The following is a 15,359-nucleotide window of genomic DNA, read 5'->3' as shown; positions in this document are numbered from 1 at the left end:
GGCGCCCGGCCCCTCTGCCAAGAAGAGGGCCGGGCGCCGGTCGGGTGGTGCGCTCGGGGTCAGGCGCGCTGCAGGCGGTACCGGAGGGCGGCGAGCTCGGCCCATAGGGGCGCGGGGACGCGGCCCTCGAAGGTGCGGTAGAACTCCTCCGTGAGGTCCGCCTCGCGCAGCCACGACTCCGTGTCGATCGCGAAGAGCTCGTCGAGGTCCTCCTGCGGCACGTGGATGCCGTCGAGGTTCAGGTCCTCGGTCCGGGGCAGCCGTCCGATGGGGCTCGGCACGGCATCCACCGTCCCGTCCAGACGACGGACGATCCAGTCGATCACCCGGGCGTTGTCGCCGAAACCGGGCCACAGGAACCGGCCGTCGGCGCCCTTGCGGAACCAGTTGACCTGGAAGATGCGCGGGGCGCGGTCGAAGCGCAGCGCCTGCCCGACCTTGAGCCAGTGCCCGAAGTAGTCGGCCATGTTGTATCCGCAGAACGGCAGCATCGCGAACGGATCCCGGCGGAGCTCCCCGACCGTGCCCTCGGCCGCGGCCGTCCGCTCGGAGGAGATGTTCGACCCGAGGAAGACGCCGTGGGTCCAGTCGGTCGCCTCCAGCACGAGCGGGACGTTCGTCGCACGGCGCCCGCCGAAGAGGATCGCGTCCAGGGGCACACCCTCCGCGGCATCCCAGTCCTCCGCGATCTGCGGGCACTGCGCCGCGGCGACGGTGAAGCGCGAGTTGGGGTGCGCCGCCGGACGACCGGATGCCGGCGTCCAGGGGTTGCCCTCCCAGTCGGTCAGCTCCGCCGGCGGGGTGTCGGTGAGACCCTCCCACCACACGTCGCCGTCGGGACGGAGCGCGACGTTGGTGAAGATCGTGTTGCCCCAGAGGGTCTCCACGGCGGCGACGTTGGTCGACTCGCCGGTCCCGGGGGCCACGCCGAAGAAGCCGGCCTCGGGGTTGATCGCCCACATGCGGCCGTCCTCTCCCGGACGCAGCCACGCGATGTCGTCACCGAGGGTCTCCACGCGCCATCCGGGGATGGTGGGGCGCAGCATCGCGAGGTTGGTCTTGCCGCACGCCGACGGGAATGCGGCGGCCACGTGGTACTTCTTCCCCTTCGGGTCGATCACGCGGATGAGGAGCATGTGCTCGGCGAGCCAGCCCTCGTCGCGCCCGATGACCGAGGCGATGCGCAGCGCGAAGCACTTCTTCGCCAGGATCGCGTTGCCGCCGTAGCCGGAGCCGAACGACCAGACTTCGAGGGTGTCGGGGAAGTGGACGATGTACTTCTCGTCGTTGCAGGGCCACGCGACATCGGCCTGACCGGGCTCGAGGGGCGCACCCACGGAGTGCACGGTCTTCACCCACGGCGCGCCGCCCGCGATCTCACGGAGGACCTCGGTGCCCACGCGGGTCATGATGCCGATGGAGGTGACGGCGTAGGCGCTGTCGGTGATCTGCACGCCGATGTGCGAGAGCGGTCCGCCCACCGCGCCCATCGAGAACGGCACGACGTACATCGTGCGCCCGCGCATGCTGCCCGCGAAGAGCGGGGTGATGGTCGCACGGATGTCGTCGGGGGCCGCCCAGTTGTTCGTGGGACCTGCATCCTCTTCCCGCTCGGAGGCGATGAAGGTGCGCGCCTCCGTCCGGGCGACGTCGCTCGGGTGCGAGCGGGCGAGGTAGGAGCCGGGGCGCCACTCGGGGTTGAGCTTGATGAGCTTGCCCTCGTCGACCATCTCGCGCAGCAGGGCGTCGTTCTCGGCGCGGGATCCGTCGACCCAGTGGATGCGGTCGGGCGTGGTGAGCGCGGCGATCTCGTCCACCCACTCGATGAGGGCGCGCATGCCGGCGCCGTCGATGCGCGGCATCCCGCCGTAGGTCTCGGAGGCGCGGCGCGGAGTGAGAGCGGTGGGGCGGGTGAAGGTGTCGGCGAGAGCCATGGGTGTCGCTCCTGTGCGATCGGTGGTGCCGGATCGGGGTCTCCTTTCACTTTCCGCCCCTGTCACCTCCTTTTCCACCCGCAATCGATGGCAAGAGTTGCATTTCTTTCGCTATTCTCAAACAATGGCCGCCACCGCACTCGAACTGTCCACCCTCGGACACCGCATCCGTCACGAGCGCCTCGCCCACGGCTTCACCCTCGACGACCTCGGCGAGCGTGTGGGAGTCGCCGGCAGCCAGCTGAGCCTCATCGAGAACGGCAAGCGCGAGCCGAAGCTCTCCCTCCTCCAAGCCATCGCCGCCGCAACGGGAGTGGACGTCACCGACCTCCTCTCCCCCGAACCGCCCAACCGGCGCGCGGCGCTGGAGATCGAGCTCGAGCGGGCGCAGTCCGGTGCCGTGTTCCGACGTCTCGGAATCGCGCCGGTGCGCGTCACCAAGAGCATGAGCGACGAGACGATCGAGTCGATCCTGGGTCTTCATCGCGAGCTGCAGCGGCGTGAGCGGGAGACGATCGCCACTCCCGAGGAGGCCCGGCGCGCGAACACCGAGCTGCGCCTGCGGATGCGGGAGAAGGGCAACTACCTCGCCGACATCGAGCGTCTCGCCGAGAAGCAGCTGAAGGCCGCCGGGCACACGACCGGCGCGCTCACGCACCGCACCGTGAGCATCATGGCCGAGCAGCTCGGCTTCGAGCTGCTCTATGTCAACGACCTCCCCCACTCCGCGCGGTCGGTCACCGACCTCGAGAACGGTCGTATCTACCTGCCTCCGGCGTCCATCCCCGGCGGCCACGGCCTCCGCTCCATGGCGCTGCAGGCGATGGCGCACCGCCTCCTCGGGCATCAGCGCCCCGTCGACTACGCCGACTTCCTCCAGCAGCGCCTGGAGATCAACTACTACGCCGCATGCTGCCTCATGCCCGAGACGGCATCCGTCGCCTTCCTCCAGCAGGCGAAGAAGGACCGGAATCTCGCAGTCGAGGACTTCCGCGACGCGTTCGGGGTCACCCACGAAGCCGCCGGGATGCGGATGACGAACCTGCTGACGGCGCACCTCGGCATCCGTCTGCATTTCCTGCGGGTGGACGGATCGGGGGCGATCTCGCGCGTCTACGAGAACGACGACCTGCCCCTGCCGATGGACGTCACCGGCGCGATCGAGGGCCAGGTCGTCTGCCGCCATTTCTCGGCGCGCTCGGCGTTCGAGGAGCAGAACCGCACCACCGAGCACTACCAGTACACCGACACCCCCGCCGGGACCTTCTGGTGCTCGACCCAGACGGGGACGACGACGGACGGGGAGTTCTCGATCACCGTCGGCGTGCCCTTCGACGACGCGCGCTGGTTCCGCGGGCGCGAGACGGCGAGCCGGGCCTCCTCTACCTGCCCGGACGAATCGTGCTGCCGTCGCCCGCCCGCCGAGATCGCCGCCCGCTGGGAGGGCAAGGCCTGGCCGAGCGCGCGCGTGCACATGCAGATGTTCTCGCCGCTCCCCCGCGGGACGTTCCCCGGGGTCGAGGAGGCGGAGGTCTACGCCTTCCTCGACCGGCACGCCAACGGCTGAGCCGCCGACTCACCCGCGTCGACGGACGAAAACGCGGGACGAACCGGCCCCCGGAAGCCCCGGGGAGGCGGGCGAGGCGGCTCGGTCACGCGTTTTCGACGGGAGTGGCGCGCGAGTCGCCCGACGCCCGGGTCAGGCGTACGGGTTGGCGGTGAGGGTGTACTTCGTCTGCAGGTACTCGTGGATGCCCTCGGCGCCGCCCTCGCGGCCGAGACCCGACATCTTCCATCCGCCGAAGGGGGCAGCGGCGTTGGAGACGACCCCGACGTTCAGGCCCATCATGCCGGTCTCGAGCCTGTCGATCATGCGCTGACCGCGCGCGAGCGACTCGGTGAAGACGTAGGAGACGAGCCCGTACTCGGTGTCGTTCGCGATCGCGACCGCTTCGTCCTCGGTGTCGAACGGGACGATCGCGAGCACCGGCCCGAAGATCTCCTCGCGGAGGATGTCGCTTCCCGGCTGGACGTCGGTGACGACGGTCGGCTCGTAAAAGGTGCCGGGGCCGTCCAGGGCGGTCCCGCCGGTGCGGACCTGCGCGCCGCGCGAGACGGCCTCCTTCACCAGCGTGTCGGCCTTGGCGACCGCGCGGTCGTCGATGAGCGGACCGATCACGACACCCTCCTCGGTTCCGCGACCGATCTTCATCCCCTGCACGCGCTCGGTGACGCGACGGGCGAACTCGTCGGCGACCGAGCGGTGGACGATGAAGCGGTTGGCCGCCGTGCACGCCTGGCCGATGTTGCGGAACTTCGCCAGCATCGCGCCGTCGACGGCCTTGTCGAGGTCTGCATCCTCGAAGACCACGAACGGCGCGTTCCCGCCGAGCTCCATCGAAGTGCGGAGGACCCCCTGCGCAGCCTGCTCGAGGAGCTTCTGTCCGACCGCGGTGGACCCGGTGAAGGAGAGCTTCCGCAGGCGCGGGTCGCGGATGATCGGCTCCGACACGGCCCCGGAGGTGGAGGTGGTGAAGACGTTCACGACCCCGTCGGGGACGCCGGCGTCCTGCAGCAGCTTGGCGAAGTACAAAGTGGTGAGAGGGGTGAGCTCGGCGGGCTTGATGACCACCGTGCAGCCCGCGGCGAGCGCGGGGGCGATCTTGCGGGTCGCCATGGCGAGCGGGAAGTTCCACGGGGTGATGAGGAAGCACGGGCCCACCGGATGCTGCGACACGATCATCCGGCCGGTGCCCTCGGGGTTCGCCCCGTAACGCCCCTGCACCCGCGCGGTCTCCTCGCTGAACCAGCGCAGGAACTCCCCGCCGTAGCCGACCTCACCGCGCGCCTCGGCGAGCGGCTTTCCCATCTCGATCGTCATGAGCAGCGCGAAGTCCTCCTTGCGCTCCTGCAGCAGGTCGAATGCGCGGCGCAGGATCTCCGCACGCTCCCGCGCCGGAGTCTTGGACCACGCCGGGAACGCCTCGACGGCGGCATCCATCGCGGCCTTGCCGTCCTCGGGAGACGCATCGGCGATCGTCTTCACCACCCGCCCGGTCGCGGGGTCGAAGACGCGCAGCTGCTTGTCCTCGCTCGCTGCACGCCATTCGCCGCCGATGAACAGGCCGTCGGGGACGTCAGCCAGCAGCGCGGACTCGCGGTTCTCGGTCATCGGGGCTCCTTCGTGCTCAGGGTTCACGTGTCATTCTGGTCGGGACTCGGCGCCGGGACGATGTACACCGTGTACAGAGCTGCCCGGCGACCTCGCCGCGCAGGCGGGTCAGCCGAGGGGCGCGGGCGCAGACTGCGGAAGCAGCGCCGTCTCGAAGAAGCCGGAGAGCTCCTCGGTCGCGGCCAGCGGGAAGACACCGGCGACGTACTGATCCGGGCGGACCACCACCACTACCCCGTCATCGGAGAGACCACGCTCGGCGAAGATGTCGGCATCCGTCCAGGCGCTCGGGCCGGCGGCGTACACCTTCTCCCAGTCCGTCAGGGCGAGCGGCCCGGTGCGCGGGAGGAACAGCTCGGGCACCCGGGTGATGTCGATCTCCTCGAACGGATGCCGGTAGATCGCCTTCACATCGAACACGGCGTCGACGTCGGCGCCGTCGGGAGTGAACCGGGCGATCGTCGAGGCGACCGCGTCCGCCCACGTGTGCAGCGCCGTCGCGTCGCCGGCCGGCGCGAACGCGTACACGCGCCAACGGCCGTCCGCTCTCGCATGGTGGCCGAGGTGGACGACGTTGCCGTCGCACACGCGGACGACCTCGACGCTCTTGAACCGCTTGCCGATGGGGAAGCCGGCGGCGAGCTCCTGGTGGCCCGCATCCGTCACGATCGCCGAGGGGCCGTACTGCGTCATGAAGCCGGAGGGGAACTCCGCGGTGCCGAGGTAGAACGTCGCGAGCTCGGTCGGGTCGGAGATCTCCTCGGGTTTGCGTGCCATGAGCGAGGACCATTCGCGGTCGAAGTCGATCAGCTGCTGCGCGACGGGCTGACGCTCCGCCGAATAGGTCGACAGGAGCGAGGCGGGCGCGAGTCCGGTCAGCACGTGCCCGAGCTTCCAGCCGAGATTGAAGCCGTCCTGCATCGAGACGTTCATGCCCTGCCCCGCCTTGGCGCTGTGGGTGTGGCACGCGTCGCCGGTGAGGAACACCCGCGGCGCCCGGCCGCTCTCGTCGGCGGCGTCGTCGAAGTGATCCGTCACGCGGTGGCCGACTTCGTAGACGCTGCTCCAGGCGACCTGCTTCACGTCGATCGAGTAGGGGTGGAGGATCTCGTTCGCACGGCGGATGATCTCCTCCACCGGCGTCTGCCGCACACGTCGATCGTCGTCGGCGGCGACCTCTCCGAGGTCGATGTACATGCGGCTGAGATACCCGCCCTCGCGCGGGATGTGCAGGATGTTGCCCGCCTCGGAATTGATCGCGCACTTCGTGCGCCAATCGGGGAAGTCGGTGTTGACGAGGACGTCCATGACCCCCCACGCGTGTGCGGCGAACGCGCCCACGTGGGTGCGACCGATCGCCTCGCGCACGCCGCTGCGCGCGCCGTCGCTGCCGACGACGTACTTCGCGCGCACCGTGCGCTCCACGCCGGCGGTGCGGACGCGGACCTCGACCGGGTACTCCCCCTCATCGTCGACGGTGAGGCCGACGAACTCGACGCCGTAGTCGGGGACGATGCGACCGGGACCGTGGGCGGCCGCCTCGGCGAAATAGTCGAGCACCCGGGCCTGGTTCACGATCAGGTGGGGGAACTCGCTGATCTTGAACGCGTAGTCCTCCGTGCGGGCGGTGCGGACGATGTTGCGGGGGTTCTCCGGATCAGGACCCCAGAAGTTCATGTAGGCGATGTTGTAGGCCTCGGCGACGATCCGCTCGGCGAATCCGAACGCCTGGAAGGTCTCGACGCTGCGCGGTTGGATGCCGTCCGCCTGACCGAGGACGAGGCGGCCGTCGCGGCGTTCGATGATGCGGGTGGTCACATCCGGGAACTGCGACATCTGCGCCGCGAGGAGCATGCCGGCAGGCCCCGACCCGACGATGAGCACATCCATCTCGTCCGGCAGCTCGGCCGGACGGTCGACACCGGCACCGGCGGGCTCCTGGACACGCGGATCGGCCGAGACGTACCCGTGGTGATGGAACTGCATCGTGTCCTCCTCGGACGGCGGTGTCGAGGTCTCACGTCTTGCGTGAGCATCCAGCGCGTTCTATATTCGAACGCACCGTTCTACTGATGAACAGATCGTATACGTTCCACCCCACACCGACAATGGGAGAGATCGATGCCGGATGCCGCGACCGCACCGTCGCAGACCCTCAGCCGCGGCATCCGGATCCTGGAGATCCTCGCCGACGCCCGCGAGTCCCTGTCGATCGACGAGGTCGCGCGGCGGCTCGCGGTGCATCGGTCGGTCGCGTACCGCCTGCTGCGCACGCTCGAAGACCACGGGCTCACCGCGCGGGATGCCGCCGGCCGGGTCGTGCTCGGCTCACGGCTCGCCGCCCTCGCCGCCGGCGTCGCGCACGATCTGCAGGCCGAAGCCCTCCCCGAACTCACCGCCGTGGCGAACGAGCTCGGGATGACGTGCTTCCTCTCGGTGCGCGACCACGACGACGCGATCACCCTTGCGAGCGTCGAGCCCCGACATGCGGTGGCCTCCGTCGCGCAGCGCCCCGGCACGCGGCATCCCGTCACGGTCGGCGCGCCGGGGAAGGCGATCCTGTCGCTTCTGCCGGAGGGACGCTGGCCGGCCGGCGCGTCGGACGAGCTGCGCGCGGCGGCAACGTCCGTGGCGACGGACGGGTATGCGACGAGTCACGACGAGGTCATCCCGAGCCTGCACGCGGTCGCCGTCCCGCTCGCCCTGCGCGGGCGCGAGCCGGCGGCGATCGCGGTCGTGTATCTCGCGACCGCGCACGACCCCGCCCGCATCGCCGAACGCCTGAACCGGTCCGCCGCGCTCATCCGAGAGGCGCTCGGCGGCTGAACGCCCCATCGCCCCACGGGGCGCGGAGGCGGCTCCGGGAATCCGGGTCAGACGATGCTGTCGACGAGGCGCACGTTGTACTCCGCGACCCGCTGGGGCACGCCGTCGAAGGCCTCGGCGCGCGCGGCCGAGGCCATGTAGATGCGCTCGCGCTCGAGGAAGGCGTCCTGATCACCCTCGGCGCTGACCGCCCACACGAACTCGTTCGTCTCGGGGATGCCGTAGGCGACGTCGATGCGGAAGCCCGCCTCGGAACGCACGCGGGGCATCCACTCGTTCCACCAGGACAGGAAGGCGTCGTACTCTCCGTCGACGAGGGTGTACCGGCGCAGCTGAACTGTTCTCATCCCTCCAGCTTGGCACTGCGGATGCCTATACTCGTGCTGTCCGGCCGCGACAGCGCCGCCGGTGCTCGGAAAATGGGCACGCAGCCACCATGACGGTGCGCGAGACACATACGGATCCTGTTCCCTCCGTCCCGTCTCGAGGTTCTGTCATGCCCACCGTCTCCGCCCACGTCGCCGCCGCCCTCGCCGACCACATCGACCACGTCTTCGGGGTGATGGGCAACGGCAACGCCTATTTCCTCGACGCCCTCGAGCGCTCCACCGAGGTCGGCTTCACCGCCGTCCGACACGAGGCGGGCGGGGTCGTCGCCGCCGACGCCCACCACCGCGCCGGCGGCGGCCTCGCCGCCGCGACGGCGACGTACGGCGCGGGGTTCACCAACACCCTCACCGCGCTCGCGGAGGCCGTGCAGGCGCACGTGCCCCTCGTGCTCGTGGTCGGCGACGAGCCGACGTCGGGCCGTCGGCCCTGGGGCGTCGACCAGATCGCCCTCGCCTCCGCCGTCGGCGCGCGCACCTACACGGTGGGACGCACGGATGCCGCAGCCACGGCCGTCATCGCGATCGAGCACGCCCTGACCTACCGGGTGCCGACGGTTCTTGCCATCCCCTACGACGTCGCGTCGCTCGAGGCGGGTCCGGTGCCGGACGCCCCCGCCCCGCGGCTTCCCAGCCCCCTGGCTCCCGCCGGGCCTTTCGCCGCCCGGGCGATCCGTGACGCTGCGGCGGCCCTCGCGGCAGCGTCACGCCCGTTGCTGATCGCCGGACGCGGCGCGTGGCTCGCGGACGCGGGCGACGCGCTCGGTGCCGTCGCCGACGCCACGGGCGCCCTCACGGCCTCGACCGCACTCGGCCGCGGCATCTTCCCCCGGCCCGAGTTCGACCTCGGCGTGACGGGCGGATTCGGCGCCGAGGCCGCGATGGACCTCGTCGCCCAGGCCGACGTCGCCGTGGTCTTCGGTGCGTCGCTCAATCCCTTCACGATGCGCTTCGGCGCGCTCTTCGCGCCGGGCACCCACGTCGTGCAGGTCGATCTCGCGGCGACGGCCAGCCACCCGCACGTCGGGGCGTACATCCGCGCGGATGCCGGACTCGTCGCGCGCGCGATCGCCGACGAACTGGCCGCGATGGGTGCCGCGCCGAGCGGATGGCGGGAGAGCGTGGATGCGGCATCCGCCCGGTCCTACGACGCCGGCGACGACGTCGCGCCCGACGGTCGGCTCGACCCGCGGTCGGCGGCGCGCCGGATCGGCGAGCTGCTGCCGGAGGACCGCGTCGTCGTCTCGGACGGCGGCCACTTCATCGGCTGGGCGAACATGTACTGGCCGGTCGCCTCCCCCGACCGCATGGTGATGATCGGCACGGCGTTCCAGTCGATCGGACTCGGCTTCCCGAGCGTCGCGGGCGCGGCACGGGCGCGGCCGGACGCGACGATCGTGCTCACCACCGGCGACGGCGGCGGCCTCATGGCCCTCGCGGACCTCGAATCCGCCGTGCGGGTCGCGGGTGGGCGCGGCCTCGCCGTGGTCTGGAACGATGCCGCGTACGGAGCGGAGGTGAACCTGTACGGACTGAAGGGCCTCGCCGAGGAGCCGATGCTGATCCCCGAGGTCGATTTCGCCGCCGTCGCCCGCGGCTTCGGTGCGGAGGGGGTCGTGGTGCGCACCCTGGCCGACCTCGACCGGCTCGCGGAGTGGGCGCGGATGCCGGCCTACGACCGCCCGTTCCTGCTGCTGGACCTGCGCGTGTCGGGCCGGGTGATCGCGCCCTACCAGCACGAGATCATCCGCGTGAACTCCTGAGCCCCGCACCGATCGGCACGGGGCTCAGGAGCGCGGAGGTCAGACCTTCGCGAACCCGCGGATGGGCGAGACGGACTGCTCGGCCTCGTGGTCTGGTCCGAGGGGGATGCCGGACCGGTCGCGGAGCGACAGCGTTGCCACCAGTCCGATGAGGGTCATCCCGGCGAGGTACCACGTCACGGCCATCGTCGAGCCGGTCGCCTGGACGAGCGCGGTGGCGATGGTCGGAGCGAACGCCCCGCCGAGGATCGCGCCGATCGCGTACGAGATCGACACGCCGGAGAAGCGGATCGACGCCGGGAACAGCTCGGAGTACAGCGCGGCCTGCGGGCCGTAGGTGAGGCCCAGGCCGATGGTGAGGATCGCCAGCCCCGCGAAGAGCAGCCCGATGTCGCCGGTGTTCACCAGCGGGAAGAGCGTGAACACGCCCGCCAGCTGCAGGATCCAGCCGATGATGTACGTCATGCGCCGGCCGATGCGGTCGGAGAGGAATCCGGCGGCCAGGGTCGACAGCAGCCAGGTGACGGCGGAGCCCGCGACCGCCCAGAGCACCGGACCGCGCTCCAGCGCGAGCGGCCCGTCCGGGTTCGTGGCGTAGCCCTGGATGTAGCCGCCGGTGGTCATGTAGCCGACGGCGTTGTTGCCGGCGAAGACGACAGCGGCGATGACCACAAGGAGGAGGTGCTTGCGGAACAGCGTGACGATCGGCATCCGCGCCTTCTCTTTGCGTTCGGCGAGCTCGGCGAACACCGGGCTCTCCTCGACGCGGCGGCGGACGTAGTAGCCGACGAGGATCAGCACGACGCTGAGGAGGAACGGCACACGCCATCCCCACTCCAGGAACGCATCGCCCGGCGCGATCATGGCCATCAGCGCCATGACCCCGGAGGCGAGGAGGAGTCCGAGCGGTACGCCGATCTGCGGGGCCGCACCGAAGGCGCCGCGACGCGGGCGAGGGGCGTGCTCGACCGCCATGAGGACGGCGCCGCCCCACTCGCCACCGGCGGAGATCCCCTGCAGGATGCGCAGAAGCACGAGCAGGATCGGTGCCGTGAGGCCGATCGCCTCGTAGGTCGGCAGCACGCCGATGAGCGCGGTGGCCACACCCATGAGGATGAGGGTCCACATCAGGACGACCTTGCGGCCGTACTTGTCGCCGAAGTGCCCGGCGAGGAAGGCTCCGAGCGGGCGGAAGAGGAAGCTGACGCCGACCGTGGCGAAGGCGACGAGGGCGCTGTTGGCCCCGAGCGGGGCGAAGAAGAGCTGCCCGAAGACCAGCCCGACGGCGGTCGCGTAGATGAAGAAGTCGTACCACTCCACGGTGGTGCCGACGACGGTCGCGAAGATCACGCGACGGCGGTCTCGAGCGGTGGCGATGGTGCCGGTGGGGGTGAACCCTGCCGGTGTGCGTGTGGACATGAAGGACTCCAGTGTCGATCGTCGGCGCGTGATGCTCGTCCGCCGGGGACGTGCATTGCAAGGATGCCAGCGATCATATACGATTTCGAATACGACGCAAGAGCGAGGGAGCTCATGACACTTTCGACGGATGCCGACACCGCGCGCTTCGGGCCCCTCCCGAACCGGCCGGGGAAGATCATCGCCGTTCACCTCAGCTACGCCTCGCGCGCCGACCAGCGCGGACGGCGCCCGGCGACGCCCTCGTACTTCTTCAAGCCGTCGAGCTCGGTCGCGGCGTCCGGCGGCACGATCGAGCGCCCCGCGGGGACGGAGCTGCTCGCGTTCGAGGGCGAGATCGCCCTCGTCCTCGGCTCCCCCGCCCGCCGCGTCACCGTCGCGGACGCATGGGGCCACGTCGCCTGGGTCACGGCGGCCGATGATTTCGGGCTCTACGACCTGCGCGCGAACGACAAGGGGTCCAACGTGCGCTCGAAGGGCGGCGACGGCTTCACCCCGATCGGCCCGGAGCTCATCGACGCCCGCACGGTCGATCCGGGAGCCCTGCGCGTGCGCACGTGGGTCAACGGCACCCTCGCCCAGGACGACACCACGGCGGGCCTCATCTTCCCGCTCCCCCAGCTCGTCGCCGACCTGTCGCAGCACTTCACGCTCGAGCCCGGCGACGTCATCCTCACCGGCACGCCGGCGGGGTCCTCGGTCGTCGTCCCCGGTGACGTGGTGGAGGTCGAGGTCGACGCCCCCGGCACCGGACTGTCCTCCGGCCGCCTCGTCACGACGGTGGCGCAGGGCACGGCATCCTTCGATCCGATGATCGGGTCGCTCCCCTCCGTCGACGACACCCAGCGGGCGGAGGCCTGGGGCTCCGCGGAGGCTGCGGGGCTCTCTTCCGCCGAATCGCCTGTGCTGGACCCGGTTCTCCGCGACAAGCTGCTGCGGGTACCGGTCGCGGGCCTCTCGGCGCAGCTGCGCAAGCGGGGCCTGAACAACGTGACGATCGACGGGGTACAGCCGATGCACCCCGGCACCAAGATCGTCGGCACCGCCAAGACGCTGCGCTTCGTGCCGGGACGCGAAGACCTCTTCCAGAGCCACGGCGGCGGCTACAACGCGCAGAAGCGCGCGTTCGACACCGTCGGGGAGGGCGAGATCATCGTGATCGAGGCGCGCGGCGAGACCGGATCCGGCACGCTCGGCGACGTCCTCGCGCTCCGCGCGCTCACGCGGAAGGCCGCGGGGATCGTCACCGACGGCGGCGTCCGCGACCACGACGCGGTCGCCGAGATCGGCATCCCCGTCTTCTCCGCCGGCGCCCACCCGGCCGTGCTCGGCCGCAAGCACGTGCCGTGGGAGCACGACGTGACGATCGGCTGCGGCGGCACGACCGTCCAGCCCGGCGACATCATCGTCGGCGACGGCGACGGCGTGATCGTCCTGCCGCCGGTCCTCGCCGCAGAGGTCGCCGACGCGGCACTCGCCCAGGAGGACGAGGACGCGTACGTGGCCGAGCAGGTGCGTGCCGGGCATCCGGTCGACGGTCTCTTCCCGATGAACGCCGAATGGAAGGCGAGGTACGACGCATGGCGCCGGACGCGATGAACACGACGGATGCGGCAGGGCTCGCCGCCGGCGGCACCGCGGCGGCCGGCACGCAGAGCAAGTCGCAGCGCGCGTACCACTGGATCAAGGGACGCATCGCGAACCAGGACTTCACCCCCGGTTACCGCCTCGTGCTGGGATCGATCGCGAAGGAGCTCGACATGAGCGTCGTGCCCGTGCGCGAGGCGATCCGCCAGCTGGAGGCGGAAGGGCTGGTGACGTTCGAACGCAACGTCGGCGCGCACGTGTCGATGGTCGACGACTCGCAGTACCGCTTCAGCATGCAGGCGCTGAGCATCCTCGAGGGCGCCGCGACCGCGCTCGCCGCCCGCCGCTTGACCGCCGACGACCTGCGCCGTGCGCGCGATGTCAACGCGCTGATGGTCGAGACCCTCGACCACTTCGACCCGCAGTCGTTCACGGCGCTGAACCAGGAGTTCCACGCGATCCTCTTCGCCCGATGCGCGAACCCGCGCATGCTCGAACTCGTCGAAGCGGAATGGGCGCGTCTCGGACACCTCCGCGACTCGACGTTCAGCTTCGTCCCGGGTCGTGCAGCCCAGTCCGTCCAGGAGCACGCCGAGATCGTCGCCCTCATCGAGCACGGCGCGCCGCTGAGCGAGATCGAGACCGCCGCGCGGCGACACCGTGCGGCGACCCTCGACGCCTACCTGATCCACGAGCACCCCGACGAGACGCTCGGGATGCCCGCCATCCGACCCTCCGTCGTCCGACCCACCCTCCGATCCGAAGGACCGCCATGACAGAGCATCGCCCGCCGGCCGACCTCCCGCCCCGCATCCGGCACTACATCGACGGCGCGTTCGTCGACTCGATCGACGGCGGCACTTTCGACGTGCTCGATCCGGTCACGAACGAGACGTACGTGCAGGCAGCCGCCGGCACCGCGGCCGACATCGATCGCGCCGTCGCGGCGGCGCGGCGGGCGTTCACCGACGGTCCCTGGCCTCGGATGCTCCCCCGCGAGCGCTCGCGGGTGCTCCACCGCATCGCCGACATCGTCGAGTCCCGCGACGCGCGCCTGGCCGAGCTCGAGAGCTTCGACAGCGGTCTGCCGATCACGCAGGCGCTCGGACAGGCCCGGCGCGCGGCCGAGAACTTCCGCTTCTTCGCCGACCTGATCGTCGCCCAGGCCGACGACGCCTACAAGGTGCCGGGGAAGCAGCTCAACTACGTCAATCGCACGCCGATCGGGGTGGCGGGCCTCATCACCCCGTGGAACACCCCCTTCATGCTCGAATCGTGGAAGCTCGGACCGGCCCTCGCGACCGGCAACACGGTCGTCCTCAAGCCCGCCGAGTTCACGCCGCTGTCGGCCTCGCTGTGGGCCGGCATCTTCGAGGAGGCGGGCCTGCCGCAGGGGGTGTTCAACCTCGTCAACGGGCTCGGCGAGCAGGCCGGAGACGCCCTCGTGAAGCACCCCGACGTCCCGCTCATCTCGTTCACCGGCGAGAGCTCGACCGGACAGCTGATCTTCGGCAACGCCGCCCCGCACCTCAAGGGGCTCTCGATGGAGCTCGGCGGGAAGTCGCCGGCGATCGTGTTCGCCGACGCCGACCTGGACACCGCGATCGACGCGACGATCTTCGGCGTCTTCTCGCTCAACGGCGAGCGCTGCACCGCGGGCAGCCGCATCCTCGTGCAGCGGGAGGTCTACGACGCCTTCGTCGACCGCTACGCCGCGCAGGCATCGCGTGTGCGCGTCGGTCTCCCGAGCGATCCGTCGACCGAGGTCGGCGCCCTCGTGCATCCCGAGCACTACGCCAAGGTCATGTCCTACGTCGAGATCGGCAAGACGGAGGGGCGTCTCGTCGCCGGCGGAGGTCGACCCGACGGATTCGAGACCGGCAATTTCGTGCAACCGACGGTCTTCGCCGACGTCGCCCCCGACGCCCGGATCTTCCAGGAGGAGATCTTCGGCCCGGTCGTTGCGATCACGCCCTTCGACACCGACGAAGAGGCCCTCGCGCTCGCGAACGACACCAAATACGGCCTCGCCGCCTATGTCTGGACGAGCGACCTGCGCCGGGCGCACACCTTCGCGCAGTCCGTCGAGGCGGGCATGGTGTGGCTGAACTCCAACAACGTGCGCGACCTCCGCACGCCCTTCGGCGGCGTGAAGGCCTCCGGCCTCGGGCATGAGGGCGGCTACCGCTCGATCGACTTCTACACCAACCAGCAGGCCGTGCACATCACCCTCGGTGCACCGCACAACCCCACCTTCGGCAAGGAAGCCTGA

At 70.5% G+C, this 15,359-nt stretch carries 11 protein-coding genes; 6 read left to right on the top strand and 5 right to left on the bottom strand.

All coding sequences use genetic code 11. The features are described 5' to 3' along the window. Positions 1–59 precede the first annotated feature (59 nt). Positions 60–1,934 (bottom strand): phosphoenolpyruvate carboxykinase (GTP), encoded by a 1,875-nt coding sequence (locus tag LTL01_RS08350; protein WP_236968177.1) that lies wholly within the window; start codon positions 1,932–1,934, stop codon positions 60–62. A gap of 124 nt (positions 1,935–2,058) precedes the next feature. Between LTL01_RS08350 and LTL01_RS08345 the strand changes: the two genes are divergently transcribed. Next, complete coding sequence (locus tag LTL01_RS08345; RefSeq protein WP_236968176.1) at positions 2,059–3,501, top strand: XRE family transcriptional regulator; 1,443 nt, start codon at positions 2,059–2,061, stop codon at positions 3,499–3,501. 132 nt (positions 3,502–3,633) lie between these two features. Here the strand turns inward: LTL01_RS08345 and LTL01_RS08340 are convergent, their stop codons facing one another. Together LTL01_RS08340 and LTL01_RS08335 are read right to left on the bottom strand one after the other, a co-directional pair. Then, entirely contained in the window at positions 3,634–5,106 is a 1,473-nt protein-coding gene (locus LTL01_RS08340) for an NAD-dependent succinate-semialdehyde dehydrogenase (protein WP_236968175.1), read from the bottom strand. A 108-nt stretch (positions 5,107–5,214) separates the two neighbouring features. Continuing rightward, positions 5,215–7,092, bottom strand: coding sequence for an FAD-dependent monooxygenase (locus LTL01_RS08335; RefSeq protein ID WP_236968174.1), 1,878 nt, complete (start codon positions 7,090–7,092; stop codon positions 5,215–5,217). A 135-nt stretch (positions 7,093–7,227) separates the two neighbouring features. Here LTL01_RS08335 and LTL01_RS08330 point away from each other — a divergent pair, with 135 nt between their 5' ends. After that, on the top strand, positions 7,228–7,932 hold the full coding sequence (locus tag LTL01_RS08330) for an IclR family transcriptional regulator (protein WP_236968173.1): 705 nt from the start codon (positions 7,228–7,230) through the stop codon (positions 7,930–7,932). 47 nt (positions 7,933–7,979) lie between these two features. Here the strand turns inward: LTL01_RS08330 and LTL01_RS08325 are convergent, their stop codons facing one another. Continuing rightward, a complete protein-coding gene (locus LTL01_RS08325; protein WP_236968172.1) occupies positions 7,980–8,279 on the bottom strand; it encodes a hypothetical protein in 300 nt (99 codons plus the stop codon). Positions 8,280–8,428: 149 nt separating this feature from the next. Here LTL01_RS08325 and LTL01_RS08320 point away from each other — a divergent pair, with 149 nt between their 5' ends. After that, positions 8,429–10,081, top strand: a complete 1,653-nt coding sequence (locus tag LTL01_RS08320; RefSeq protein WP_236968171.1) for a thiamine pyrophosphate-binding protein — start codon at positions 8,429–8,431, stop codon at positions 10,079–10,081. 39 nt (positions 10,082–10,120) lie between these two features. On the opposite strand, the gene LTL01_RS08315 is transcribed toward LTL01_RS08320, so the two are convergent. Further along, the gene (locus LTL01_RS08315; RefSeq protein WP_236968170.1) at positions 10,121–11,500 is read right to left on the bottom strand and encodes an MFS transporter; all 1,380 of its coding nucleotides are present in this window, start codon (positions 11,498–11,500) and stop codon (positions 10,121–10,123) included. Between the two features lie 114 nt (positions 11,501–11,614). On the opposite strand from LTL01_RS08315, the gene LTL01_RS08310 reads away from it, so the two are divergent. The 3 genes from LTL01_RS08310 to hpaE are packed head-to-tail and all read left to right on the top strand — an operon-like array spanning position 11,615 to position 15,359. Then, on the top strand, positions 11,615–13,099 hold the full coding sequence (locus tag LTL01_RS08310) for a fumarylacetoacetate hydrolase family protein (protein WP_236968169.1): 1,485 nt from the start codon (positions 11,615–11,617) through the stop codon (positions 13,097–13,099). Then, on the top strand, positions 13,096–13,863 hold the full coding sequence (locus LTL01_RS08305; RefSeq protein WP_236968203.1) for a GntR family transcriptional regulator: 768 nt from the start codon (positions 13,096–13,098) through the stop codon (positions 13,861–13,863). Before LTL01_RS08310 ends, LTL01_RS08305 begins: the two co-directional genes overlap by 4 nt. Continuing rightward, positions 13,860–15,359 (top strand): 5-carboxymethyl-2-hydroxymuconate semialdehyde dehydrogenase, encoded by a 1,500-nt coding sequence (gene hpaE / locus LTL01_RS08300; RefSeq protein WP_236968168.1) that lies wholly within the window; start codon positions 13,860–13,862, stop codon positions 15,357–15,359. Before LTL01_RS08305 ends, hpaE begins: the two co-directional genes overlap by 4 nt.

The sequence above is a fragment of the Microbacterium aurantiacum genome, assembly GCF_021654035.1.
GTDB lineage: Bacteria > Actinomycetota > Actinomycetes > Actinomycetales > Microbacteriaceae > Microbacterium > Microbacterium aurantiacum.
This window is presented reverse-complemented; position numbering and strand designations above follow the sequence as displayed.

Coding starts and splice junctions, on each gene's coding strand:
- LTL01_RS08350 (WP_236968177.1), bottom strand. CDS start 1,934: ATGGCTCTCGCCGACACCTTCACCCGCCCCACCGCTCTCACTCCGCGC.
- LTL01_RS08345 (WP_236968176.1), top strand. CDS start 2,059: ATGGCCGCCACCGCACTCGAACTGTCCACCCTCGGACACCGCATCCGT.
- LTL01_RS08340 (WP_236968175.1), bottom strand. CDS start 5,106: ATGACCGAGAACCGCGAGTCCGCGCTGCTGGCTGACGTCCCCGACGGC.
- LTL01_RS08335 (WP_236968174.1), bottom strand. CDS start 7,092: ATGCAGTTCCATCACCACGGGTACGTCTCGGCCGATCCGCGTGTCCAG.
- LTL01_RS08330 (WP_236968173.1), top strand. CDS start 7,228: ATGCCGGATGCCGCGACCGCACCGTCGCAGACCCTCAGCCGCGGCATC.
- LTL01_RS08325 (WP_236968172.1), bottom strand. CDS start 8,279: ATGAGAACAGTTCAGCTGCGCCGGTACACCCTCGTCGACGGAGAGTAC.
- LTL01_RS08320 (WP_236968171.1), top strand. CDS start 8,429: ATGCCCACCGTCTCCGCCCACGTCGCCGCCGCCCTCGCCGACCACATC.
- LTL01_RS08315 (WP_236968170.1), bottom strand. CDS start 11,500: ATGTCCACACGCACACCGGCAGGGTTCACCCCCACCGGCACCATCGCC.
- LTL01_RS08310 (WP_236968169.1), top strand. CDS start 11,615: ATGACACTTTCGACGGATGCCGACACCGCGCGCTTCGGGCCCCTCCCG.
- LTL01_RS08305 (WP_236968203.1), top strand. CDS start 13,096: ATGAACACGACGGATGCGGCAGGGCTCGCCGCCGGCGGCACCGCGGCG.
- hpaE (WP_236968168.1), top strand. CDS start 13,860: ATGACAGAGCATCGCCCGCCGGCCGACCTCCCGCCCCGCATCCGGCAC.